This window comes from Pseudoalteromonas sp. Ld20 (assembly GCF_045064175.1).
Classification (GTDB): domain Bacteria; phylum Pseudomonadota; class Gammaproteobacteria; order Enterobacterales; family Alteromonadaceae; genus Pseudoalteromonas; species Pseudoalteromonas neustonica.
In genome coordinates this window covers 252243-275735 of the sequence record NZ_JBISHB010000026.1, presented here as the reverse complement: position 1 = coordinate 275735, position 23493 = coordinate 252243, and the positions used below count along the sequence as shown (strand labels likewise).

The 23493-nt window shown below is 40.2% G+C and carries 25 protein-coding genes; 20 read left to right on the top strand and 5 right to left on the bottom strand.

What is annotated here, in order from left to right:
- Nucleotides 1–181: 181 nt before the first annotated feature.
- From ACJJVX_RS03365 to ACJJVX_RS03295, 15 genes are all read left to right on the top strand, one after another.
- Nucleotides 182–2281 carry a TonB-dependent receptor domain-containing protein gene (locus ACJJVX_RS03365; protein ID WP_405630131.1) on the top strand — a complete coding sequence of 700 codons (2100 nt, stop codon included), beginning with the start codon at nucleotides 182–184 and terminating at the stop codon, nucleotides 2279–2281.
- An 85-nt stretch (nucleotides 2282–2366) separates the two neighbouring features.
- On the top strand, nucleotides 2367–3422 hold the full coding sequence (locus tag ACJJVX_RS03360; protein ID WP_405630128.1) for a hemin-degrading factor: 1056 nt from the start codon (nucleotides 2367–2369) through the stop codon (nucleotides 3420–3422).
- A gap of 142 nt (nucleotides 3423–3564) precedes the next feature.
- A complete protein-coding gene (locus tag ACJJVX_RS03355; RefSeq protein WP_082916323.1) occupies nucleotides 3565–4254 on the top strand; it encodes a M15 family metallopeptidase in 690 nt (229 codons plus the stop codon).
- Nucleotides 4255–4348: 94 nt separating this feature from the next.
- The gene (locus ACJJVX_RS03350) at nucleotides 4349–4996 is read left to right on the top strand and encodes a thermostable hemolysin (protein ID WP_054452475.1); all 648 of its coding nucleotides are present in this window, start codon (nucleotides 4349–4351) and stop codon (nucleotides 4994–4996) included.
- The gene (locus tag ACJJVX_RS03345; RefSeq protein ID WP_054452472.1) at nucleotides 4993–6477 is read left to right on the top strand and encodes an AMP-binding protein; all 1485 of its coding nucleotides are present in this window, start codon (nucleotides 4993–4995) and stop codon (nucleotides 6475–6477) included. Before ACJJVX_RS03350 ends, ACJJVX_RS03345 begins: the two co-directional genes overlap by 4 nt.
- On the top strand, nucleotides 6474–7178 hold the full coding sequence (locus ACJJVX_RS03340; RefSeq protein WP_054452470.1) for a TenA family transcriptional regulator: 705 nt from the start codon (nucleotides 6474–6476) through the stop codon (nucleotides 7176–7178). The genes ACJJVX_RS03345 and ACJJVX_RS03340 overlap by 4 nt, the downstream gene beginning before the upstream one ends.
- Nucleotides 7175–7951, top strand: coding sequence for an SDR family oxidoreductase (locus tag ACJJVX_RS03335; RefSeq protein ID WP_054452467.1), 777 nt, complete (start codon nucleotides 7175–7177; stop codon nucleotides 7949–7951). Before ACJJVX_RS03340 ends, ACJJVX_RS03335 begins: the two co-directional genes overlap by 4 nt.
- A gap of 20 nt (nucleotides 7952–7971) precedes the next feature.
- Nucleotides 7972–8619 carry a hypothetical protein gene (locus tag ACJJVX_RS03330; RefSeq protein WP_405630123.1) on the top strand — a complete coding sequence of 216 codons (648 nt, stop codon included), beginning with the start codon at nucleotides 7972–7974 and terminating at the stop codon, nucleotides 8617–8619.
- A 9-nt stretch (nucleotides 8620–8628) separates the two neighbouring features.
- Complete coding sequence (locus tag ACJJVX_RS03325; protein WP_054452462.1) at nucleotides 8629–9288, top strand: response regulator transcription factor; 660 nt, start codon at nucleotides 8629–8631, stop codon at nucleotides 9286–9288.
- Complete coding sequence (locus tag ACJJVX_RS03320) at nucleotides 9288–10610, top strand: ATP-binding protein (RefSeq protein WP_054452459.1); 1323 nt, start codon at nucleotides 9288–9290, stop codon at nucleotides 10608–10610. The genes ACJJVX_RS03325 and ACJJVX_RS03320 overlap by 1 nt, the downstream gene beginning before the upstream one ends.
- The gene (locus ACJJVX_RS03315; RefSeq protein ID WP_054452456.1) at nucleotides 10603–10950 is read left to right on the top strand and encodes a cupredoxin domain-containing protein; all 348 of its coding nucleotides are present in this window, start codon (nucleotides 10603–10605) and stop codon (nucleotides 10948–10950) included. The genes ACJJVX_RS03320 and ACJJVX_RS03315 overlap by 8 nt, the downstream gene beginning before the upstream one ends.
- Nucleotides 10937–11677 (top strand): hypothetical protein, encoded by a 741-nt coding sequence (locus ACJJVX_RS03310; protein WP_054452453.1) that lies wholly within the window; start codon nucleotides 10937–10939, stop codon nucleotides 11675–11677. Before ACJJVX_RS03315 ends, ACJJVX_RS03310 begins: the two co-directional genes overlap by 14 nt.
- Nucleotides 11674–12378, top strand: coding sequence for a hypothetical protein (locus ACJJVX_RS03305; protein WP_405630119.1), 705 nt, complete (start codon nucleotides 11674–11676; stop codon nucleotides 12376–12378). The genes ACJJVX_RS03310 and ACJJVX_RS03305 overlap by 4 nt, the downstream gene beginning before the upstream one ends.
- Before the next feature lie 248 nt (nucleotides 12379–12626).
- A complete protein-coding gene (locus tag ACJJVX_RS03300) occupies nucleotides 12627–12836 on the top strand; it encodes a cold-shock protein (protein ID WP_054203991.1) in 210 nt (69 codons plus the stop codon).
- Between the two features lie 155 nt (nucleotides 12837–12991).
- Entirely contained in the window at nucleotides 12992–13711 is a 720-nt protein-coding gene (locus ACJJVX_RS03295) for an ABC transporter substrate-binding protein (RefSeq protein ID WP_212760605.1), read from the top strand.
- Nucleotides 13712–14036: 325 nt separating this feature from the next.
- On the opposite strand, the gene ACJJVX_RS03290 is transcribed toward ACJJVX_RS03295, so the two are convergent.
- The 3 genes from ACJJVX_RS03290 to udk all read right to left on the bottom strand — a co-directional run bounded on the left by ACJJVX_RS03290 (nucleotide 14037) and on the right by udk (nucleotide 17113).
- A complete protein-coding gene (locus ACJJVX_RS03290; protein ID WP_235575679.1) occupies nucleotides 14037–14717 on the bottom strand; it encodes an ABC transporter substrate-binding protein in 681 nt (226 codons plus the stop codon).
- A 524-nt stretch (nucleotides 14718–15241) separates the two neighbouring features.
- Nucleotides 15242–16465, bottom strand: coding sequence for a NupC/NupG family nucleoside CNT transporter (locus tag ACJJVX_RS03285; RefSeq protein WP_054203994.1), 1224 nt, complete (start codon nucleotides 16463–16465; stop codon nucleotides 15242–15244).
- An 18-nt stretch (nucleotides 16466–16483) separates the two neighbouring features.
- Nucleotides 16484–17113, bottom strand: a complete 630-nt coding sequence (gene udk, locus ACJJVX_RS03280) for a uridine kinase (protein WP_054203995.1) — start codon at nucleotides 17111–17113, stop codon at nucleotides 16484–16486.
- A 190-nt stretch (nucleotides 17114–17303) separates the two neighbouring features.
- Between udk and ACJJVX_RS03275 the strand changes: the two genes are divergently transcribed.
- Together ACJJVX_RS03275 and deoD are read left to right on the top strand one after the other, a co-directional pair.
- Entirely contained in the window at nucleotides 17304–18536 is a 1233-nt protein-coding gene (locus ACJJVX_RS03275; RefSeq protein ID WP_169327540.1) for a phosphopentomutase, read from the top strand.
- Nucleotides 18536–19237, top strand: coding sequence for a purine-nucleoside phosphorylase (gene deoD, locus ACJJVX_RS03270; protein ID WP_054203997.1), 702 nt, complete (start codon nucleotides 18536–18538; stop codon nucleotides 19235–19237). The genes ACJJVX_RS03275 and deoD overlap by 1 nt, the downstream gene beginning before the upstream one ends.
- Nucleotides 19238–19427: 190 nt before the next feature.
- Here deoD and ACJJVX_RS03265 read toward each other — a convergent pair whose 3' ends face one another.
- Nucleotides 19428–19583 (bottom strand): hypothetical protein, encoded by a 156-nt coding sequence (locus tag ACJJVX_RS03265; RefSeq protein ID WP_405630113.1) that lies wholly within the window; start codon nucleotides 19581–19583, stop codon nucleotides 19428–19430.
- A 65-nt stretch (nucleotides 19584–19648) separates the two neighbouring features.
- On the opposite strand from ACJJVX_RS03265, the gene ACJJVX_RS03260 reads away from it, so the two are divergent.
- The 3 genes from ACJJVX_RS03260 (at nucleotide 19649) to ACJJVX_RS03250 (ending at nucleotide 21567) form a co-directional block, all read left to right on the top strand.
- Nucleotides 19649–20389 carry a ferredoxin--NADP reductase gene (locus ACJJVX_RS03260; RefSeq protein WP_405630111.1) on the top strand — a complete coding sequence of 247 codons (741 nt, stop codon included), beginning with the start codon at nucleotides 19649–19651 and terminating at the stop codon, nucleotides 20387–20389.
- A gap of 94 nt (nucleotides 20390–20483) precedes the next feature.
- The gene (locus ACJJVX_RS03255; RefSeq protein WP_054203999.1) at nucleotides 20484–21227 is read left to right on the top strand and encodes a nuclear transport factor 2 family protein; all 744 of its coding nucleotides are present in this window, start codon (nucleotides 20484–20486) and stop codon (nucleotides 21225–21227) included.
- 19 nt (nucleotides 21228–21246) lie between these two features.
- Nucleotides 21247–21567, top strand: a complete 321-nt coding sequence (locus ACJJVX_RS03250) for a hypothetical protein (protein WP_054204000.1) — start codon at nucleotides 21247–21249, stop codon at nucleotides 21565–21567.
- Here ACJJVX_RS03250 and ACJJVX_RS03245 read toward each other — a convergent pair.
- Nucleotides 21564–22451 carry a TPR end-of-group domain-containing protein gene (locus ACJJVX_RS03245; protein ID WP_064435553.1) on the bottom strand — a complete coding sequence of 296 codons (888 nt, stop codon included), beginning with the start codon at nucleotides 22449–22451 and terminating at the stop codon, nucleotides 21564–21566. The genes ACJJVX_RS03250 and ACJJVX_RS03245 overlap by 4 nt on opposite strands.
- Between the last annotated feature and the right edge of the window lie 1042 nt (nucleotides 22452–23493).

Below are 23493 nucleotides of genomic sequence, written 5' to 3'. Positions count from 1 at the left end.
ATTTGTGTGTGTTTTTGTTATAGTGCATCTACTTTAATTAACCTCAACTTGGCTTTAGGTATTTAAAAACCGAGTACCTGTTTAGGTTGAATTAGTACACAGTTTGGTGAGTAAGGGGCTTAGCCAAGCATTACGTCATTTTATGACTTTAACTTAGTTCACTTATTTTATGGAGCGACACATGCGCCTTTCAAAACTGGCTTTATGCCTTGCCAGTGTATCACTGCCTCTTATGGCTGAAACAACTACAGCCGACCAATCGCAACTAACTACTGCATTAGATGCCGTAACAGTAACCGCAACGCGAACCGAAAAAACAGCACTCAATTCTGCGCAAGCAGTTAATGTGATCACCAGCGAAAACATCGAAAAAGTACTAGCAACAACAGTGTTTGATAGCCTAATCTCGGTGCCTAATGTAACGGCAACCGGTGGACCGCGCAGCGGTGGTCAAAAGTTTAGTGTACGTGGCTTTAATGACGCCGAAGATGTGCTGGTAAGTGTTGATGGAGCTATTCAAACATTTGAAAAATACCGCATGGGTAGTTTTTTTAGTGATGCAGATTTATATCGCACAATCAGTATTAAACGTGGTCCAAGTACCGTATTGCATGGCGGTGGGGCATTAGGCGGTGTTGTTGACATGGAGCTTAAAGACGCCAGTGACTTTTTAGCACCTGATCAAACTTACGGCGCTAAAGTAAAGCTGGGGCATAATAGCAACAATAACGAAGCTAACGGCAGTGTGTATACCTATGCACGGCCAATTGAATCGTTAGATTTACTAGCGGCATTTATAAAACGCAGCAGTGATGACTTTGAATTATCAAACGGAAAAACGCTTGATAATTCAGCTATAAAGGCAGAGTCACTACTTATTAAAGGCGAATACTATATAAATGAAGACGCGCTAATTGCTCTATCATATACCGAGAGCGAAGATGCACAACGCACCGAATTTAATACCACCGATCCCGGTGCATGGGGCACGGTTTACCGCGAGGTTGAGCAATCTGTCACGAATCTCAGTTACGAACTCAACCCTGAAAATAATACCTACCTTGATTTATCTGTACGCGTAGGCAACACCCAAAGCCACGTAACAGAAAGTGGCGGTAAAGGAATGCTTAAAGACTACATTGGCCTTGCCACTAACTACGAATACAACATCAACACACTAGATATAATGAACACAAGTGTACTAGGTATGCATGCGCTTACTTATGGTGTGCAGTACTCAGATAAAGAGCGTATTGGTGAAAAGTTAGGCTACCCATGCACAAATCTTAATAGGCAAACTTACGAATGCTTAGAGTATGGTAAAGACGCCGTAAGGAATGAGATTTCATCACAGCCAGGCGGCACGCAAAAGCGGTTAGGTGTATATATTCAAGACGAGTTTACATGGCAAGCGCTTACAATTACGGGGGGTATTCGCTATGAAGAATACCAAAGTACGCCAACAAGTAAATTTGCAGCGGGCTTTGTAGGTCAAGATTTAAAAGTTAAGCACTCACAAGTTGTACCAGCATTGACGGTTAACTATCAGTTTACCTCCGAATTTGCTGTATTTGCCAGTTATCAAGAGGGCTTTAGAGCACCTTTACTGGATGAAATATACGATCAATACGGTGGCCGAAATATAAACTTAGCCTTGGAAGTAGAAAATAGCCGTAATAGCGAAATGGGTATCAGTTATCAAGTCAGCGATGTGTTCTCTGATATTGATTCACTGACAGCGCGAGCAATTTACTTCAATACTCAAGTAGATGACGAGATTCAGTCAAATACCAGCACCACTACAAACCCTATGCCGGCACCACGCTATAGCAACCGTGGTGAAAATGACCGCGATGGTTTTGAACTCGAAGTCAATTATGCTCATCGCGCCGGGTATGTAAACTTTTCGTATAGCGAAATATCGGGTGATGATCAAGATGATAAACCGCTTTGGTATTTACCCGCTGATACGTTAACAGTCGATGCCGGCTTAGTGTTTTTTGATTCAACAGTACGTACAGGGATTAGCATTCAAAATATTTCAGCGCGTACCGTACTTGCATACGACCGTGCGGCTCAGGCATCCAAGCAAGTTGAGCATGATGGCTACACTTTGGTTGGTTTAAATGCAAACTGGGATATTAATGATAGTTGGAGTGCACGTTTGGCTGTCGACAATTTATTTGACGAAGAATACCAGGTGATGGCAGGCACTGGTGGTGCGATAGGGGACTATGGCGTTGGCCGTAACATTAAAACACAACTGAGCTTTAAATTTTAAGTTAAACCAATTGCATTGAACTAGTGAGCTATTTAGCTCACTAGTATGGCCATGTTTTTAATGAAATTGGTATTAGGAGCGCACAATGAATATTCTAAATGATTACCGCCAACTGCAAATACAACACCCTAATATTAGAGCTATTGACGCAGCGGCGCAGTTAAAAATTACTGAAGCAGAGCTAATTGCTGCACAAGTAGGCGAAGGCGTTATAAAGCTTGAGATCACCCATATTGAAGGGATTTTAAAGGGTTTTAAAAAGTTACAACACGTTATGGCACTAACACGTAACGCACAAGTCGTTAGTGAAATTTCAGGCTGTTACGAGAAAATTTACTGCTCTGAGCGCAATAACATTAAAACAGCCATCGCTATTAACCCCGGTGGTATAGATTTACGGTTATTTGTGTCTAAGTGGCACAGTGCATTTGCAGTGAACAACAATGCAAAGCACAGCAGTGTTCAATTTTTTGATAAGCACGGTATCGCTGTACATAAAGTGTTTACAACACAGCAAACAAATATGGCTGCATTTGAGCAGTTAGTAATGGCGCATAAAGCAACAGATCAAAGCACTCAGCTAAGCATCACAGAGGCTGATATTGCTGTTAATGAGTATCGCCCATTAGCCGAAATAGATATTCAAGGGTTTAGACAAGGTTGGCAAAACCTTCAAGACGTACATCACTTTCCTGCATTGTTAACAGAGTTTGGTGTTAGCCGTACTCAAGGTTTAGAAATTGCCGGAAAGCAGTGGGCACAAGAGATCCCGGCTAATAGTTTAAGTGAAGTGCTAGAAACCGTACGTGATCAACACAGTGAGCTGATGATTTTTGTTAATAACAGCAGTGCGGTGCAAATATACTCTGGGACGTTAACTAACCTTAAACAAGTCGGTGATTGGTATAATGTACTGGATGATGGGTTTAATTTGCATGTACAGGATAAGCAATTTTCTCGTGCCTTCGTTGTTAAAAAACCAACAGATAATGGCGAAACGACGGTTCACTCAATCGAGTTTTTTGATTGTGACGGCAATACCGTTATGACCCTATTTGGCAGACGTACAGAAGGTAAAACCCAAGCCCGCGATTGGATTGCATTATGTGACAAGCTACGTAAGCTACAAATTGCAGCCTAACTTTATACACATGAATATATACCAAAGTCATCTCATAACGCTGAAACTCGCACCTTGAGGTGATTTGGGTATAAATGCTTGGCAATATTTTTTATGTATGCAATATTAAAAGTACAATTTTCCCACCTTTAAAGCCTGCACTATGGTGTTATATAAACAGTTTAAATTGTGCTTATTACTCAGTATTATTACTTTCAGTAGTGTCGCGAACGCCAATGTGCGTAATACAAAACAACAAGAGTTTATTGATGTAGCAACACTCTTGCCCACCGCTTTGTTTGATATTCGTTATTACAGCAGTAATAACTTTGTTGGCAAACCGATCGATGGCTATAAGTCTGCAAAATGCTTGCTACATAAAACCACTGCTTACGCATTGCAAAAAGCCCATAAACAAGCGCAGCTCGCCGGTCTAAATTTTAAAATATTTGATTGTTATCGCCCGCAACGTGCGGTGGATCATTTTGTACGCTGGGTGAACGACCCAACAGACTTAGTAACAAAGGCTACCTATTATCCAAACCTTGGTAAAGATGAGTTACTAGGTGGGTACATTGCAGCTAAATCAGGCCACAGTCGTGGCTCAACTCTTGACCTGACGCTAACTGACAGTGAAGGTACTGAGCTGAATATGGGATCACTATTTGATATGTTTGATACGCTTTCAAATACGGATGACCTACGTATAACTACTAGGCAAAAAGCCAACAGGTACAAACTTAAAAATATTATGGTTGCAGCGGGTTTTGCACCTTACAGCATGGAGTGGTGGCACTTTACTTATAAACAGCAGGCTTACCCGAACACATATTTCGACTTTGTAATTGAATAAATTTAAATCCTGAAAGGTAAACAGTTTCTAATCTTAAGGTTTATTTAAGTTTCGCTCGCTAGATTCTATTCATAGTCTTAGTGGAGTGAATATAATGCATATAGCCGAGCAATCACCACCTGAAATACAATTACATACCGACCCTACTTTTGTTTGTGTAACAGATCAAACACCGACACGTGCACGTATAGAAAGCACCATTAAAGCAGGTTTTGCTGCGGCATTTAATGCACAGGTTCAGCAGTTTATGCCGCTACTATGTGAGCTACAGGTTGCCAGTGACACATGCACGTTAGGGCTGCGCTGTGCCTCAACGCCATTGTTTATTGAGCAATACCTTCCTACACCTATTGAACACTTTGTAAATGCATCCCGCCAACACATTTATGAGTTAGGTAATTTGTGTTCAAGCCACCGCAGAGCTACATTGGCGCACTTTGTTGTTGTAAACGAAGCTTTATATAACAGCGGTACTGAATATTTGGTGTTTTGCGCAACTAGAAAAGTACGCGCATTGCTTAAAGTGCTTGGCATAAACTGTACGGAAATAGCACTTGCAAATAGCCATGCACTACTTCATCCAGCAGATTGGGGCAGCTATTACGACAACCAGCCAACCATCTGTGTGGTTGACTTAAAATATGCTCATGAATGTATATTGAATACCCCTGCACTTTTTAATATTAAACAACAGTATATACAAGCTACAGCAAAACTTTTACATAAGTTGGAAACTTTATGAACTGGCTAAATATGTTACCGCATCACGCTCAGCAAACGGTATTAGTCAGTCATGATGAGCAGGAAACTACTTTCACTAAAGCTGAGTTAAATGATGAAGCGATAAAGCTGGGCGAACTCTTAGCAACGCTTAAAGGGCACGGCATTGCTTATCAAGTTGATAACAACCCAGCTTGGCTAGTGATAGATAGTGTGATCAGTGAGTTGCGTCAAGTTGCCATCCCCTTGCCATTGTTTTTTAGCACCCAGCAAGTGCAGCATAGTCTTGTAAGTAGTGGCGCGGATATATTGATCACTAGTCAAGTTTATAACGCTGATAACGCTCAGTTTATTGCCAGCATTAAAATATGTCAGCGCTATGAGCTATTTATTTACCAATTACAAAATGTAGCATGCGTAAAGTATTTTGATGATACACATAAAATAACGTTCACATCGGGTTCAACAGGCAACCCTAAAGGCGTCTGCCTGTCTCTTGCAAGTCAACTGCAAGTTGCTACATCGTTACACCAAAAAATTGCAGTAGAACAGCCTAAGCATCTGTGTTTATTACCTCTACCTGTATTACTTGAGAATGTTGCTGGTGTTTATGCCCCTTTACTTGCTGGCGGGTGTGTTCATTTAATGGCGCTGGAAAAACTGGGTTTTTCAGGTTCACAATTAGCTAACCCTGAACAGTTAATAGCTGCGATTGACCAAGTACAACCTAATACTCTAATTTTAGTGCCTGAGTTATTAAGTTGCCTTATAAGTTTTGTTAAGCAAGGCTGGCAAGCGCCTAGAAGTTTAAAGTTTATAGCTGTAGGCGGCGCAGTAGTAAGTAGTGAGGTTATCAGATTAGCGCGCAAACTTGGCTTGCCAGTTTATCAAGGGTATGGCTTATCAGAAGCGGCTTCTGTGGTGAGCCTTAACACGCATAATGATGATTTACTTATCAGTGCGGGACGTGTTTTGCCTCACTTAGAAACACGAATTGATAATGGTCAATTATACATAAAAGGCCCTTTATTTTTAGGGTATTTAGGCCAGTCTGCTCGCGATCAAAATCAATGGTATGCAACTGGCGATCTGGTAATAAAACAGCAAGGGCGACTACATATTAAAGGGCGATTAAAAAATCAAATTATCACCAGTTTTGGCCGTAACATCAGTGCTGAATGGCCAGAGTCTTTATTACTAAGCCATAGTGATATTTTACAAGCCGTTGTTATTGGCGAAAGTCAGCCTTACTTGTGTGCATTAATTTATGTAAATGAAGACATGAATGATGACCAACTTAAACAGCATATCGACACGGTTAATCAACAACTGCCAGATTACGCAAAAATAAAACGTTGGTATCGATTAAACGTAGCATTGAGTTATAAAGCAGGGTTATTAACCAGTAATAACAAACCCAAACGCGAAGCCATCCATAACAAATATAATCAGCAAATAGCTAGGTTATACGAATCAAATTTAAGTACTGAGGACTTACTATGAGCCACTTTTTTAATACATTACAAATAGCTACTCAAAACGAGCGTGAGTATTTACTGTCAGCACCGATCATTACGAGAGTATTTAATGGCCAAGTAAGTTTAACTGAATATGCCTCTTTTTTAGCTCAGGCATATCACCACGTAAAACACACCGTGCCTTTAATGATGTCACTGGGTGCAAAATTAAACGACCAACAAGAATGGCTGCGAGAGGCGGTTGCTGAATATATTGAAGAAGAGCTAGGCCATCAGGAATGGATACTTAATGATATTGCAGCTTGCGGCTTCGATAAAGAAGCGGTGCGTCAAAGCAAGCCACAATTTGCCACAGAGCTGATGGTTTCGTATGCCTACGATAGTATTAATCGTGGCAACCCACTGAGTTTTTTTGGCATGGTACATGTACTTGAAGGGACATCTATTGCGTTAGCTGATAATGCCGCCAATAAAATTCGTGATGCTGTTGGGTTACCAAAAAATGCGTTTAGTTACTTAACATCACATGGGGCATTAGACATTGAACACGTGAAGTTTTTTGAAAGTTTAATGAATGAAATAACAGATGAAGCTGATCAACAGGCCATTATCCACGGGGCTAAATGTTTTTACAAACTGTATGGCAATATTTTCCGCGCGCTTGATACAGACCCATTTTTCAGTCAAACCTTAGCAACATCACAAAGTAAGGCGTGCATAGCATGAATAAATCAATTTGCGTGCTGACCGGGGCTACAGGAGGGATTGGTCATGCAATTGCGTTGCAGCTTGCTCAACAAGGCTGGCGATTAGTTTTAGTTGGCCGCGATGAAGCAGCCCTAAAACGCCTTCAAGGCGAGTGTAATGATCAGGCTGAAATATTTCAAGGTGACTTAAGTGAGGCTAATGTGCGCGATGAGCTTGCATTGTTTACGCAGCAATTAGGAGGTGCGCAGCTGCTCATTAATAATGCAGGCATTAATGTGATGCAGGCTTTTAGCGAGATAACTGAGCAGCAAATAGATCAGTTAATAGCGATTAATTTGACTGTGCCAATTAAGCTATGCCAGTTATTCCTACCACAAATCACAGCAAAAAATGGCACGATTGTGAATATTGGGTCGTCATTTGGCAGTATTGGTTACCCGTATCAAACACTTTACTGTGCTAGTAAGTTTGGGCTGCGAGGAATGACAGAAGCGCTCTCGAGAGAGCTTAGCCACAGTAAAGTACGGGTTTTGTATCTCGCTCCGCGCGCGACAGACACCGCGATTAATTCCCCCCAAATTCGCGCCATGAACAAAGCGCTTGGCAACACCATGGACTCACCCGAGCAAGTAGCAAAAGCACTCATTATATTAATGAATTCTACTAAAAAACGGCGTTTTATTGGTTTTCCAGAAGGTTTTTTTGCCCGAATAAACGGAGTATTCCCTTCCATAGTTGATAACGCAATAGAAAAACAACTTCCTAAAATTAAAAGTTTTTTTACAAACTAAATTGATAAAGGTGAACGAATATGACTAAACTAATTTTAACAACGTTAGCATTGGCTGCGGTAATTTTATCGCAAAGTGCTTATGCCGAATTTGCTGATGATTTACACACAATACAAACGCAATGGGCAAGTGTAAATTATGAGTTGGTTGAAGACAGCCAATTAAAGGCATTTGAAAAACTTGTAGAGCAAACACGTGAGTTCTCTAAAGCAAATAATGAACAAGCAGCAAGTCATATTTGGCATGGTATTGTGTTATCAAGCTACGCGGGTGCTAAAGGCGGGTTAGGTGCATTGGGGCTCGCAAAAGATGCAAAAGCCGAGTTTGAACAAGCAATAAGCTTAGATGCAAGCGCATTGGCAGGTTCGGCTTATACCAGTTTAGCTACTTTATATGGCAAAGTACCGGGGTGGCCGATTGGGTTTGGTGATGCTAAAAAAGCAGACACACTCTTTAGGCAGGCTTTAGAGTTGAATCCCCAAGGTATTGATAGTAATTATTTATACGCGGCATTTTTATATGATGAACGTAAATACAGTGACGCTAAAAAGCATTTATTGATTGCACAAACGGCTCCTGCGCGCGAGTTGCGACCTAAAGCCGATTTATACCGTCAGCAAGAAATAACCACTTTGCTGGCTAAAGTTGAAAGAAAACTAAAGAGATAATAACGTCCTATGCATTTGATGCTCGTTGAAGATGATATGTTAGTAGCGCAAGGGTTATGCCGTTCCTTGCGCCAACAAGGCTATAGCGTAGAGCATTGCGCGAGCGTTAAATCAGCGTTGCAATGTCTGCAAAGTGATGAAATTGAAATGGTTATTCTTGATTTAGGATTACCAGATGGCGACGGGATAGACATACTAAAGCATATAAAAAAGCAATCAAGAACCTTGCCTGTAGTGATATTAACAGCACGAGGGAGTATTGACGACAAAGTGCAAGGCCTTGATCTAGGAGCTGATGATTATTTAGCAAAGCCATTTGATCCGGCTGAATTATTTGCACGATTGAGAGTGGCGAGTCGGCGCTTAACGCAGACACAAAGTAGTGTATTATCAGTGGGTGATATAACCATGGATACTGCTGCGCATAGAGTGCGCGTTGGCCAACAAGATGTTGACTTGCCTCGTAAAGAGTTTATGTTACTCAAAGCTTTATTAGAAAACCAAGGGCGAGTGCAATCAAAACAACAACTCGAAAGTAAATTGTATGAATGGGGCGAAGAAGTCGGATCCAACACCATAGAAGTGCATATACATCATTTGCGTAAAAAGGTTCCCAAAGACTTAATAAAAACCCTTCGTGGTATAGGCTATGTTGTGGGTAAACGTTAGTGTCGATCAGAAGGCGTTTAACGCTGATCATTCTTTCTATTGTCGTGCTAACGTGCTTTTTAGCATTTAGTAAAGGCTATCGTGAAAGTATGCATCAAGCACAAACACTACTTGATAATGAATTAAAGACCTTAGGACATGTCCTCATAGAGCAACCTGTAACATCGAGTCAAACGGTGTTAAGTGATGATCTCCCTGAGTTACTTTTTCAAGTTTGGCGTAATCGAGAGCTAGTCAGTAGTTCGAGGGCATTACAAACTGTGCAGCTAATAGATGCTAAATGGCAGCAAGCGTTGAGTGTTGAAAATTTAGCGGGGCAACGTATGCGGGTGTACAGATTGCATTTAGCGAATAAACACGTGCTTGTTGCTGAGCCACTAAGTAAACGCCAAGCATTGACCGAGTCCGTTATATTATCAGCTATGACGCCACTACTTTGGAGTGTGCCGATTCTCGCTATATTGATTAGTTTCTTTGTTAAACAAGGACTAAAGCCGCTAACACGGTTGTCTTCGCAGCTACAAAAACGCCAAGCAAATGACTTTACAGCCATTGAATGGACAGTATCAGAGCAAGAAATAAAGCCGTTAATTACCCGCCTAAATGATTTGTTCAAACGTGTTGAAAGTGCTTATTTAAGGGAGCGTTTTTTTGCATCTGATGCAGCGCATGAATTACGTACACCTTTGAGTAGTTTGAAAATTAATGTTCATAATTTACAAAACGACATAGCCGATAGCATTGAGTTAAAAGCAATGTCACAAGGGCTTGATAAACTGAGTAACATTGTTGAGCAAATGCTTATTCTAGGGCGAACATGTCCAGAGCAGTGGCATGCAAATTTTAATCCTATTTCAGTGCTCGAGATTAGCCAACAAGTTGTGGCACAATTATATGAAAAAATTGAAAGAAAAGGCCACACAATTAGTCTTGAAGGCGATGATTTTATCATTGCTGGTGATGGGTTTACCTTAACGACCTTGTTTAGTAATTTGCTCAGTAATGCAATTAAATACACTCCTGCAGGTGGGCAGATCATTATTCGTTTATTACAACGACCGGGTATTTATATTTGGCAGATTGATGATTCTGGTACAGGTATTAACGACGCGCAAAAAGCACGTATCTTTAACCGTTTTTACCGTGTTGGTGGTGATAAACACCCTTCCGGGGAGCAAGGTGCAGGCTTGGGTATGGCGATTGTTGAGCACATAGTCGCAATTTACAATGGTAAAATAACTTTAACAGACAGCCCTTTGGGCGGGTTACGAGTTGATATAGAGTTTAAACAAGCACATAGGAATGTATACACACATGTATAAAAACCTATCTCGTGGCTACTTATTACTATTACTCTTAAGCCCATTAAATGTAAAAAGCGAAGAATTTATACTTATTTTAAAAGACCATCTTTTCTATCCGAGCGAAATTTATGTACCCGCGAATAAAAAATTAAAACTACTCATTGAGAATCAAGACTCAACACCTGAAGAATTTGATAGCTTTGACCTAAATCGTGAAAAGGTGCTTTATCCCGCGCGTCAAAGTGTGATTTATATTGGCCCTCTAAGTCCCGGGCGTTATGAATTTTTTGGCGAGTTTTCACCTAATACAGCGCGTGGTGTAGTCATTGCAACAGAGGTCACTAATGCTGATAACTAGTTTATTAATGAGTATTAATCAATTACTGCCTGTTGTTATATTATGCTTATTACTCAATGGATTAGTTGATTTGACCCGAAAGCAACTGCTTGTCATTTTAGGCTCGGGGATAGTTTGCAGCTTTGCTTATGTGCAAAGTGCCGCCATAGTCAGTCAATTATTTGAGCATCGAGGGCTTGAGTTCACGCAAATAATGGTGTGTTGCATTATTTTTATCGCGTCATTGTTGGCATGTAATCAGCAAAAGTGGGCAGCATCCGTGGCTATCATCAGTGCCATGGTATTGTATTTAAGTCACTACATCATTTATATCGTGGGTTTTTGGCAAGCAAAGGAAGCCGCCGAGCCCTTATTAATTGGCACCTTATTAGGTGTCGGCATTTGTTTTAGTTTTGGTACGTTATTTTATTTTTTGTTAGAAACTTTAAAAACGCACTTCGGTGATAACTCACTGCATATTTTGCTAGCTTCAAATGCCACAGCAAAACTATTGATCGTGATAGATCTTGCAAGCCAAATTGATGTACTTGATATCACCACTCGTTATGTTGACTGGCGAGGTTTTATTGCCGAGAACTCCGAATTAGGACGAGTATTAAAAGCGCTCATGGGATACGAAGCGACACCAAGCTTGACTGCTTTGTGGGTATATACAGCTGCGTTCAGTGTGTTTGTATTGGTATGCTTATTGATAGGCAAAAAAAGCCAATTTAAGGAGACGTTATGAGGTTTATAAGCGTTATTTTATTAGGCGTTTTATTAAACTTAGTTAATACACATGCATATGCAGATGGGACTGTGGTCGATAAAGTTTACCACCCTTATGTTCTCCCATTTGAGCGTGAGTTAGAGTGGCGTATTGTATCCCACCAGACGGGTAGCGGGAATATTTTAGCGCAGCGCATTGGCCTTGGTAGTGCAATTAATGACACCATGAGTTTAGAAGGGTATATAATTGGCGAGCGTGATGACAATGGTGACTTTGGCTTAGCGGGCTATGAAGTTGAGTTACGTTGGCAATTAGTCGAGCAGGGACGGCTATGGGCCGATTGGGGGGCATTGTTTGAATTGGAAAAACACCATAATAGTGATGTATACGAAGCAACAACAGGTTTTTTATGGGAAAAAGAATTCGGCAAAAGCAGTTTAACTATGAATGTGTTTTTAGTATACGAATGGGGGGGGGATATTAAAAATGAATGGGAAAGCGAATACCGAGCGCAATACCGTTACCGTTACCGCTCTGAGTTTCAACCCGCGTTAGAACTGTTTGTTGGGGAAGATTTTTTTGGCGTTGGCCCCGGTTTCATTGGCTTGCACCGATTTAATGGTCAGCGACAGCTTAAGTGGGAAGTGGGGTTTATTACCGAAATAAGTCAGTCCGAAAAGAACCACAGCTTTAGGTTAGCCTTAGAATTTGAGTTTTAATAGGCTACGTTAGAAAATAAATTAGCTTAAGCTTAAGCTTAAGGTAGGTAATAAATAGTTTGACATACTCTGAAAAATCTATATATTAAGCGCCAGCTAGAAAGAAAGCATGTAAGCTATAAATCTCCATTTCGATGTTGTATAAGTAATACTTGTAGTACCGTCCTGAAGTTTTTAAAGTACCATCTCATTTTTTGCTACACCCGCCCACTAGGGCAATTATTTTATTTTTATATCAGGATATTACTATGTCTAACATCGTATCAGGTACAGTTAAGTGGTTTAACGAGTCTAAAGGTTTTGGTTTCATCGAGCAAGAAAGCGGTCCAGACGTTTTCGCACATTTCTCAGCAATAAAAAGCGATGGTTTCAAAACTTTAGCTGAAGGCCAACGTGTAGAGTTTACTCTTTCACAAGGTCAAAAAGGTCCACAAGCGGATAACATCACTCCGTTATAATTTTTACTTTTAAAGTGAAAATAAAAAAAAGCGCTTAAGGCGCTTTTTTTGTGTCTAAAAATTGACGTAGCATAAGCCCCTTCCTATTATTTAACTACATTTTCATTCGCAGTGAGCTTACTATCTTTCGATTTATTACTCTAACCTGCTGTTTTTTGTTTTCTTGCATCGGCGTCGGTGCCGAAAAGCCCACTGTAACTATTTATACAGAGCAGTTTCCGCCTTATAATTTTTCAAATAAAGGGCAGTTACAAGGTATTAATTTAGATATAGTGCGCACGCTATGTGAACGCACAGAGTTAGAGTGTAAGTTTGAGTTATTACCCTGGACACGCGCATACAGTTTAGTACAAAAAAATCCGTTGTCTGGACTTGTCTCCACAGCCCGTAGCCCTGAGCGAGAAAGCTTATTTCAATGGGTGGGACCACTCGTATCTTCTCGTACTTATTTTTATCGTTTAGCGAAAAATAATCATATAAGACCAGTAAATTTAGCACAAACAGCTAATTACACCCTAGGGTTAGTAAGGGGAGATGTTTACGAAGAGCTAATACAAGAAATAGGCTTTGAAAAAGATAAAAATTTACTTAAATTCGCTCACCACTATGAATATATTAATTTATTTTTTAAGAATAAAATTGACTTAATCCTTGGATCAGAACAGACACTTGATTATCAATTACAGCAATTTGGCTACGGAGGCAAAGAAGTTGTAAAATTAGTGGAGCTTCCTGTTGATAAACTACAAGGGAATTACCTTGTTTTTAATAAAGCGATCCCCCCTGAAATTATTGAACGATTTAATCAAGAGTTAGCAGCCTTAAAAGCGTTTGACAATTTGAAGCTGTACCGACAACGATATACGAATGAATAGTAGTATGTTATCTAGCCGCAATGCATTGCAAAGTTGAACCAGTCTTAATTATAGTTGTTCTATATACTCAATCCACCTCAATCCACCTCAATATACAGTATTCAGCGTTTCGCAGGGGCTTAATATTAAGGCGTTACTTTGTAAGAATGGCAGTCCCTTTTAAGAAGTAACAATACAGAAGTAAGTCCTTGTGAAATACCTAAAGGGTTGGTTTAAAACGATTTATACTGCGTTATTTATTTTAATGATAGAACCACTATTACTTGCCATCGGTGATTGCATACACTTTGCATGCTTTTTAACATTATCAGCTGAGCGCTTCCAGCTAATGGGCTTCCAACAGTGCTTTGTATTTCGCGGCGTCTTTTATTTTTAAAAATGCTTGCTGTAAAGCATGTAAAATTTCAGGATCGATATCCAAATTTGCAGCTAAGTAACCATCAACGTTGAGCTCATCAATCGCATATATGAAGCTAAACCGATCAGGGGAAACGCCTATGTGCTTACTCATTGCAGGAATATAATTTTCATCATCTATTATTAAATCGACTTTTTTGGCTAGTAATAAATGGTAAGAATTTTGAATGTCGGGAGTTAAAAGCAGATCAAATCCATGGTTGTTTAAAACAGTATAGGCAAGATCATTCCGTTGTACGGCAATTTTATAGTGCTTCGCTTGCTGCATGTTATTTACTCGTACGTCATCGCGCTGAGCAAGCTTTACAAAGCCTAACTTAAAATGAACAATAGGTGCTATCCAATGAAATAAAGATTCACGCTCAGGCGTTCTAGCAAGGCTATATATGAGTGTGTTTTTTTGTCGAGAGACCATCTGATAAGCTCTGGCCCAAGGGTAGATTGAAATGGAGGCATTCATGTTCGCTTCATTAACAATCATAGTTACAATGTCAGTGCTGAATCCACCCACCTTATTGCCAATTTGTGTTTGATGAGGAGGCGAGAACTCAGTAACAACGACTAGCGTTGGTTGTGCAAAACTTGACATAGTTACCAAAAGCAAAAAGCACGCTATTAATATCTGCATTAATTTACTCTATTTAGCTGTGTTAAAAACTATCCATATACGATTGTATAGATATAGTAGCAATTGCTCAGAGCAACGATTGTTACTTTGTTATGATAATACCAATCGGCTTAAATATTTAACCATTCTAGCGGACTAAATAAAGCGCTAACTGCGTTAGTAATTTTTCATGTACGACTGCATGGATGCAGAGCAATGCAGGAGCAATTGCCAAGAACAACTGCATGTCAAAATGTCTGCCTTGTTATCACTGTATTTATCTTTCGCTATAAATGGTCATTAACTTAACACGATTGGTATAATTTCTCTGTGCAATATTAGATCACGGTATAAGTTAAAAGAGTAGTACATTTTTGGAATAATTTTGTGGCGAAACGATAAAAGGGCCTTGCGGCCCTTTGTGAAGTATCGTTCAAATCAGATAAGTCTTTAACCCCTTAAAGGCTCATCCTATTGTTTTGCAACCAAGGCTCATCTCAAAGTTTCTAAGCTAGCGAGAGGAAAAAACCTGCAATTGCAGCGCTCATAAGGTTAGCCATAGATCCTGCTAACACTGCTCTGAGCCCTAAGCGTGCGATATCCTTTCGCCGACTAGGCGCCATACCGCCCAATCCACCTAGTAAAATTGCTATCGATGATAAGTTAGCAAAGCCACATAACGCGAATGTGACAATCGCTTGTGTGTGCGCACTTAACGTATCGCGATAATTCATAAAGTCTAAGTAAGCAACAAACTCGTTGACCACTAATTTTTGACCAATAAAGCTACCAGCTATAATTGCTTCACTCCACGGCACACCTAATAACCAGGCAACCGGTGCAAATATATAACCTAAAATTTCTTGTAATGTCAGTGTTGGATAATCAAACCAACCGCCAATACCACCTAATAAACCGTTTAGTAAGGCAATTAAAGCAACAAATGCTAACAGCATTGCGCCTACATTTAATGCTAAATGCATTCCGTTAGCAGCACCTGATGCCGCTGCATCAATCACGTTAACAGGTTTATCTTCATCAATATCCAAGTCAGCTAAGTTATCTTTGGGGGTTTCGGTCTCTGGCACAATCATTTTAGCCATTAAAAAACCACCCGGTGCGGCCATAAAGCTGGCAGCAATTAAATACTTAAGCTCAACCCCAATAATAACGTAACCGGCCATTACAGAGCCTGCCACAGTGGCTAAGCCACCCACCATAACTGCAAATAACTCTGATTTAGTCATGGTTGCAATAAATGGTTTAACAATTAACGGTGCTTCAGTTTGGCCTACAAAAATGTTTGCCGTTGCTGAAAGCGATTCTGTTCGGGAGGTTTTTAACAGTTTTTGTAAACCACCGCCGAGGATTCTAATAATCCAGTCCATAATACCTAAGTGATATAGCACAGCCACTAACGCTGAGAAAAACACAATCACAGGTAATACTTGAATGGCAAAAATAAACCCTAAAGTATCTTGATTTGCTAATGGTCCAAACAAAAAACTAATACCATCATTAGCAAAACCGATCACTGATGATACGGCTTTTGACATGGCAACGAGTGCATTTTTGCCTGCCTCTGAAAACAGTACAAACCCACCAATTACAAATTGCATAGCAAAAGCGATACCGACAGTTCTTAAATTAATTGCTTTGCGGTTTGTCGAAGCCGTAAACGCAATGCCTAGCAGCACACACATGCCGACTAAGCTCATAAATGTTGTCATTTTTTGTTATTCCCGTTGTTATTCTTGCAGTAAATATTTTATTTTACTTTTAATTATATCAATGGCGACGCGATTCATACCACCTCGTGTGACCACTAAATCAGCCTTGTGCTTTGAGGGCTCAATAAACTGATAAAACATCGGTCTCACAGTAGCCTGATATTGTTCAACAACGGACTGTAATGTTCTGCCTCGTTGCTCCATATCACGTTGCATACGGCGCATTAGGCAAATATCAAGGGGTGTATCAATAAACACCTTGATATCAAATTCTTTACGTAGCGCTTTATCGCTAAGCAATAAAATACCTTCAACTATCAATATTTGTGCTGGCATTACGGTGCGTGTTTTATCACTGCGCGTATGTTGAGCATAATCATAAGTTGGTACTTCAACAGCTTTACCATTGCGTAACTGAGTTAAATGCTTACACATTAGCTCATGCTCAAACGCTTCGGGATGGTCGTAATTAGTTTGCGTACGGTGATCAAACGGTAAATGTGATTGATCTTTATAATACGCATCTTCTTCAATTACGGCGATGGCACCTGGTTCAAGCTCATTAACCAATTCATTATAAATTGTTTGGCTAAAAAGAGATTTGCCAGAGGCAGATGCCCCAGCAATGGCTATTATTGTTCGTGTCACTAAAGTTCTCACCCACACAGAAGGATATATCGTTGGTAGATCACAATAGCAAAAAAGACACGAATAATCTCTTTTGCTTCGCTCAGGGGGTGAAATTTATAATGTTTAGGTTTTATGAAACAGGACTTATGTCCTGTACGTTAAAAAGCACAAGAATATAAAGTAGCCATATTGGAAAGACGAGGTAAGCATGGCAAGAGCAATTATTTTAATGGCAGATAGCCTAGGCATAGGTGCAGCACCAGACGCAGATAAATTTGGTGATATTGGTGCAAACACATTTGCACATTTGCTTAAAGCATACTTTGAAGAGACCGGCGAAAAGCTATCACTGCCTAATTTATCGTTATTAGGATTAGTAGACGCATGTGAAGCGGCAGGTAACGAGCCATGCTTAATAAGTGACCGCCAAACACCAATTGGTGCATGGGGTTATGCAAAAGAGCTTTCAAGCGGCAAAGACACACCATCTGGACATTGGGAAATGGCCGGTGTGCCGGTGTTATTTGATTGGGGGTATTTCCCTAAAACGCAGCCGAGCTTTCCACAAGAATTAATTGACGAGCTAATTGCTCGTACCGGTATTCCTGGCATTTTAGGCAATTGCCATGCATCGGGAACAACCATTTTAGAACAGCTAGGTGAAGAGCACGTAAAAACAGGTAAACCAATCTGTTACACCTCAGCTGACAGCGTGTTTCAAATAGCCGCGCATGAAGAATCATTCGGACTAGAGAAGCTTTATCAGGTTTGCGAAATCACACGGGCGCTGCTTGATGAAATGAATATAGGACGAGTTATTGCGCGGCCATTTTTGGGTTCCAATAGTCAAGACTTTGCCAGAACAGGTAACCGTCGTGACTACTCAGTATTACCGCCAGCACCGACTTTGCTAGATAAACTGGCGCAAGACGGTGGTGAAGTGATTAGCATAGGTAAAATTTCAGATATCTATGCGCATCAAGGTATTACCCAAAAACATAAAGCCCCAGGCTTACAAAACTTGTTAGAAAAAACAACTGAAGTAATGGCAACAGCGCCTGAGCACAGTTTGATTTTTACTAATCTTGTTGATTTTGATGAAAAGTTTGGTCATCGCCGCAACCCTGTTGGGTATGCAAAGGCATTAAAAGAATTTGACGATTATTTACCAACGATACTTAATCAGCTAAAAGCGGATGACGTATTAGTTATTACAGCAGATCATGGATGCGATCCTACATTTCCGGGCTCTGAGCACACCCGTGAATATGTGCCTGTACTTGCTTATCAAGTAGGACTTGAAAATACCCCTCTTGGTGAACGTGCTAGTTTTGCAGACATAGGTCAAACACTTGCCCAGTGGTTTAACTTACCTGCACTTGAATATGGTGATGGCTTTATTGACAAGCTAACTGCACCAAAAGTAAAAGGAAAAGAATAATGAGTACACCACATATCGACGCTAATAACGGTGATTTTGCACAAACAGTGCTAATGCCAGGCGATCCATTACGTGCGCAATATATTGCTGAAAATTTTCTTGATGATGCCGTTAAAGTAACGGGTGTTCGTAATATGTACGGTTTTACCGGCACATACAAAGGTAAGCCTGTCAGCATTATGGGTTCAGGGATGGGTATTCCATCGATGTCGATTTATGCTCGCGAGTTAATCGTAAGTTATGGCGTTAAAAACCTTATTCGTATTGGCACTTGTGGTGGTATTGGTAGTGATATTAAAATCCGCGACGTTATATTTGCACAAGGTGCCAGCACAGATTCAAATGTAAACCGTGCCCGTGTTCGTGGTTATGATTTTTCAGCAATTGCTGACTTTGACTTACTATTAAGCGGCGTTAACGCAGCAAAAGAATTAGGCATTAAAGCAAAAGTAGGAAACGTATTCACAACCGATACTTTCTATCAAGCTGACAACACCTTTTATCAAGAGCTTGATAAATTAGGTATGTTAGCCGTAGATATGGAAACCGCGGGTTTGTATGGCGTTGCAGCAGAGTATGGCGCAAAAGCCATGGCATTATTTACCGTAAGTGACCACGTGATCACAGGTGAAGCAACCCCAAGTGAAGAGCGTCAAAGCACCTTCAACGAAATGGTTAAAATTGCCCTAGAGTCAATCTAAGCTATATAACAGTTCCTTGGTAACGTATTCACTCGTTTGGAGACACGCCCAAATACAGTGAGACTAACCTCCCAAAGCCGCCTAGCAACCCTAGGCGGCTTTTTTTATGAAAAAAGCCGTCAGCTATCAGCTTTCAGCCATCAGTTTTAAACAATTTACAGATTCTAGCTCATTAATTTATTGACAGTAATTAATGAGCTTTTATTGTGATCTGACCGCTGACCGCTGACCGCTGACCGCTGACCGCTGACCGCTGACCGCTGACCGCTGACCGCTGACCGCTGACCGCTGACCGCTGACCGCTGACCGCTGACCGCTGACCGCTGACCGCTGACCGCTCAAACATTGACACCCCTTTGTTCCTTTGCCACTGTTAAGTGGGGTATGAAATATTTTTAAGGAGTATACATTGTGTCTAATTGGATTGAGGCGAGTGTAAAAGAGGTTGTTTGGTGGACTGACACATTATTTAGCTTAATTGTTAATGCAGATGTTGAGCCATTTAAAGCGGGGCAATTTACAAAGCTATCAATGATGATAGACGACAAACGTATTGCTAGAGCTTACTCTTATGTTAATGCGCCAAATTCAAACGACTTAGAGTTTTACCTTATTAATGTGATGGATGGTTTGTTATCACAACAATTAGCTAAACTTACTCTAGGTGATACAGTGTTGATCGAAAGCCGCGCTAGTGGCTTTTTTACTATTGATGAAATCCCCGCTAGTGAACAACTGTTTATGCTTAGCACTGGCACAGCAATCGGGCCATTTTTATCTATTTTAGATCAAGCTGATGTATGGCAGAAGTTTAAGCAAATAACGTTAGTGCATGGCGTGCGGTTGAATGCAGATTTAAGTTACCAGAAAAAGATCAATCAGCTACAGCAACAGTATACGCGGCTGCGTTATGTACCTGTGGTAAGTCGAGAGCAGGCAATTATCGGCTTAAATGGGCGCATTACAGATAAAATCATTGATGGGAGTTTATTTAAACACAGCCAAAACACCACTTGTCCGCAAAATAGCCAATTTATGATTTGTGGAAATCCGCAAATGGTGAAAGACACCAGCGCATTATTAATCGAGCAAGGCTACTCTCGTAATCGCCGACGAGAACCTGGGCAAATCACAGTGGAGCAGTACTGGTAGAGTGTGTTACTACTCACGGCTTTAAGTGTTAAAGAACTATCATGAAAGGATAAACTTTGTTATTTTAAACCTTCTTAAATTAGTCAGGAACTGTATGAAATCGTTATTCTTTGTATTAATTTTTTTACTTTCATGGTCATCATTTGCAAACCAAGAAGTAAACGCAGCTCAAGCCCAACAGCAAAAAAAGCACGTTGATACTAAAAAAGCAGTGACAGAAGCAATGAATGGCGCTTCTCAAGATGGCCCAGCGGTGATTACTCTGACGCCAAATAACCCTTCACAGATCACAAAGGTTGAGCAAACAACGGCAACAACCACTGAACAAGATGCAGATACAACCAAAGTACTGGGTAGTGAAGTGTCAAAGCCAGCAGAAATACCAAAAAATAAGCAAGAAAAAGCAGCTGCAGTCGCGTATGCAGAGCAAGTCGTAGCGCAAGCAAAAGATGCATTAACCCAAAAGCAGCAAGCAAAAGCTAAACAGTCTCGCGAGTCACTCGCAGTTGTTGAGCAATTACTTAAAGCGTACAACGCACGTAATATTGATGCATTTGTAAATTTGTATGATGAAAATGTCGAGTTTTATGTTTTCCCAAATGAGCTACTCTTTAAAGGCAAAGAAAAACTGATTGCTCGTTACGGTATTATGTTTAAAAAACTTAAATGTATTCAGTCATCGCCAATTAAGCGTATTGTTCATGGCAATATAGTTATTGATCATGAGCTATCAGAAACCTGCTCAAGCGACCCTAAAGTTGTAGATAAGCGCGCTGAATTTGTTTCTAGTTATCAAGTTGAAAACGGTAAAATAACTAAAGTGTTATTTTTCAAGTAGCAGTTTAAGAGAGAAAGGTATGCAAATTAGTGATGATAAAAAAATTCAGTTACTTTATCGTGTTGAGCCTGGTTGTTTAGGTCCGCAAGGAATAGATCACATTGAAGGTTTTTGCAATTATGCGAATCAGAATATTAGCTCGCCTTATTATGCTTTGTATCAGTTCACTGCACGATTAGATAAAAGTAAAGCAGAAAGACAATACAGTATTAATGGGCGTTTATTATCGCAACAGCATGCACAAGTTTATCTTGCACGCTTTGATACTTGTATCGATGAGTTTGAAGAGCAACTCGACGAGCTGCTCACTCAAGCCATAGATCGCTTTTTTGAGCGTTAAACATCACCTGCCAAAATAGCATTAAAGCTGGCGTTATCATGTAAACTTGCGAATGCACTTTCATGCAGTAATTCATTACGTAAGTTAGGTGAGTACTCTAACGACATTTTAATATCTGCTAATGCATCGGCATGTTTGTGGGTTAACGCATACGCACACGCACGTTGCCAATAGGCATAGCCGTAGTCACTGTCTATATCCAGCGCTTGGTTGCATAACTCAATTGCTTGTGCTGTTTCATTAAGCTCTAATAATGCGTCGGCCTTGTAGGCTATTGCTTCAACATCTTCAGGTTTACGATTTAAAATTTCGTCGAATATCTCTATTTTATTGGCTACATCGCTTTCTAGATTTGCGCGCATCCATAATGAGTGGACTTCATTTGTGACTGATATTTTTTCTTGGTTACTTAAAATTTCTTCTGAGCGTTCACGTAGTTTTTCTTCAAACGTGTTTAGACGTGCTTCGTATTCATTAGTGATCACACTTACACGCGTATTTACAATATCTTCAACTTTGTTTTTTACATCACGTAATGAGTTCCAACCCACTAATACCAAAATAGATGCAGTGGCAGTAATAATAAAAAATACATTATTTATGGTGTCAGTTGTGTACGTTATTGCTCTATCGGCGGTATCTAACTGTGCGTGAGTTACTTGTTTAGTGACATCTTCACGCAGTTTTTGTTGATCTTGGCGTACAGCTTTAAGCTCATCAAGAATATAGCGTTCCATAAGTGGTTTATACATAGGTTCTTGTACTTGCGCTAAGGCTTGTTCTTGCTGTTGCTCGCTTGGCGCTGGACGAGATTGTTCAGCATGTATCTGAAACGACAACAAGGTAACAAAAAAAAGTGGAACAAGTAAAAAATAATGACGCATAGTAATGCCTAGTAGATAAATTTAAGTGCTTAAAGGCGAACTGTACCATGACTACTTAGTTGTAACTAGGCAAAACACAGGCAAAAAAAACCAGCTCTAAAAAGAGCTGGTAAAATTGCTTAAACAACAAATTGTCGTCAGGGGTATTAACAGGAGTGAGTGAGCATAATAACCAAATTTATCTGAACAACTACTTAATAATCTCATAGGGTTATGTGATCCTTTGATAAATACAGCATTACCAATGACGATCTGCTGTGCCAGAAACAGAAAAAGCGCATTGGGCTTAACAATGCGCTTTGATCTGTGCTAATGAATATCTGAATCAATACCCAAACTACCTTAGTGGCACTTTACTAATACCCTAAGGTAGTTTGGGTATAGTAGTTATGGTGAAGGTGTACTCCATTGTGCGCTATATAAATAGCCACTTTTAAACCCTTCACATACCATTACGGGGTAACAAACCAATACGATCATATTTAAATTATATACCCAAGTGTTGTGATTCAATGAAACCGTAGGTCGTGCTTTAGCGCGACAATAAATACCAAAAGTAACAATCGCGGCTAAAGCTCACTCCTACCATTAATCTACCCCATATCGTAGGAACCGGCTTCAGCCGTGATGGTTTACCGTAGGCGGGAGTTTACCTCGCGCTTGGTGGTAATTGTTGTGATTCAATGAAACCGTAGGTCGTGCTTTAGCGCGACAATAAATACCAAAAAGCTCGCTCCTACCATAAATCTATCCCACATCGTAGGAACAGGCTTCAGCCGTAATGGTTTGCCCGTAGGCGTGAGTTCACCTCGCGCTTTTAAACCGTAGGTCGTGCTTTAGCGCGAAAATAAATGCCACAAAAGTCATAAGTCTAATGTGTAGCTCAATTAATAATCAAAATATTCACATTAAATGAGCACATTGCAGTAATAAAAATCTGATGACAGGGTAACTAAAGACGCCAAACTTACGTGTTATTAATAATATTATTTAAATTTAAGTATAAACAACAAGATCTTAAAGGGTCATAATGATCTTATTT

What these genes read in the sequence shown, in the direction of transcription:
- ACJJVX_RS03275 (WP_169327540.1), top strand. Translation starts at nt 17,304, where the DNA reads ATGGCAAGAGCAATTATTTTAATGGCAGATAGCCTAGGCATAGGTGCA.
- ACJJVX_RS03345 (WP_054452472.1), top strand. Translation starts at nt 4,993, where the DNA reads ATGAACTGGCTAAATATGTTACCGCATCACGCTCAGCAAACGGTATTA.
- ACJJVX_RS03350 (WP_054452475.1), top strand. Translation starts at nt 4,349, where the DNA reads ATGCATATAGCCGAGCAATCACCACCTGAAATACAATTACATACCGAC.
- ACJJVX_RS03355 (WP_082916323.1), top strand. Translation starts at nt 3,565, where the DNA reads ATGGTGTTATATAAACAGTTTAAATTGTGCTTATTACTCAGTATTATT.
- ACJJVX_RS03305 (WP_405630119.1), top strand. Translation starts at nt 11,674, where the DNA reads ATGAGGTTTATAAGCGTTATTTTATTAGGCGTTTTATTAAACTTAGTT.
- ACJJVX_RS03290 (WP_235575679.1), bottom strand. Translation starts at nt 14,717, where the DNA reads ATGTCAAGTTTTGCACAACCAACGCTAGTCGTTGTTACTGAGTTCTCG.
- ACJJVX_RS03255 (WP_054203999.1), top strand. Translation starts at nt 20,484, where the DNA reads ATGAAATCGTTATTCTTTGTATTAATTTTTTTACTTTCATGGTCATCA.
- ACJJVX_RS03285 (WP_054203994.1), bottom strand. Translation starts at nt 16,465, where the DNA reads ATGACAACATTTATGAGCTTAGTCGGCATGTGTGTGCTGCTAGGCATT.
- ACJJVX_RS03300 (WP_054203991.1), top strand. Translation starts at nt 12,627, where the DNA reads ATGTCTAACATCGTATCAGGTACAGTTAAGTGGTTTAACGAGTCTAAA.
- ACJJVX_RS03325 (WP_054452462.1), top strand. Translation starts at nt 8,629, where the DNA reads ATGCATTTGATGCTCGTTGAAGATGATATGTTAGTAGCGCAAGGGTTA.
- ACJJVX_RS03315 (WP_054452456.1), top strand. Translation starts at nt 10,603, where the DNA reads ATGTATAAAAACCTATCTCGTGGCTACTTATTACTATTACTCTTAAGC.
- ACJJVX_RS03265 (WP_405630113.1), bottom strand. Translation starts at nt 19,583, where the DNA reads ATGTTTGAGCGGTCAGCGGTCAGCGGTCAGCGGTCAGCGGTCAGCGGT.
- ACJJVX_RS03335 (WP_054452467.1), top strand. Translation starts at nt 7,175, where the DNA reads ATGAATAAATCAATTTGCGTGCTGACCGGGGCTACAGGAGGGATTGGT.
- ACJJVX_RS03310 (WP_054452453.1), top strand. Translation starts at nt 10,937, where the DNA reads ATGCTGATAACTAGTTTATTAATGAGTATTAATCAATTACTGCCTGTT.
- ACJJVX_RS03250 (WP_054204000.1), top strand. Translation starts at nt 21,247, where the DNA reads ATGCAAATTAGTGATGATAAAAAAATTCAGTTACTTTATCGTGTTGAG.
- ACJJVX_RS03365 (WP_405630131.1), top strand. Translation starts at nt 182, where the DNA reads ATGCGCCTTTCAAAACTGGCTTTATGCCTTGCCAGTGTATCACTGCCT.
- ACJJVX_RS03330 (WP_405630123.1), top strand. Translation starts at nt 7,972, where the DNA reads ATGACTAAACTAATTTTAACAACGTTAGCATTGGCTGCGGTAATTTTA.
- ACJJVX_RS03245 (WP_064435553.1), bottom strand. Translation starts at nt 22,451, where the DNA reads ATGCGTCATTATTTTTTACTTGTTCCACTTTTTTTTGTTACCTTGTTG.
- deoD (WP_054203997.1), top strand. Translation starts at nt 18,536, where the DNA reads ATGAGTACACCACATATCGACGCTAATAACGGTGATTTTGCACAAACA.
- ACJJVX_RS03340 (WP_054452470.1), top strand. Translation starts at nt 6,474, where the DNA reads ATGAGCCACTTTTTTAATACATTACAAATAGCTACTCAAAACGAGCGT.
- ACJJVX_RS03360 (WP_405630128.1), top strand. Translation starts at nt 2,367, where the DNA reads ATGAATATTCTAAATGATTACCGCCAACTGCAAATACAACACCCTAAT.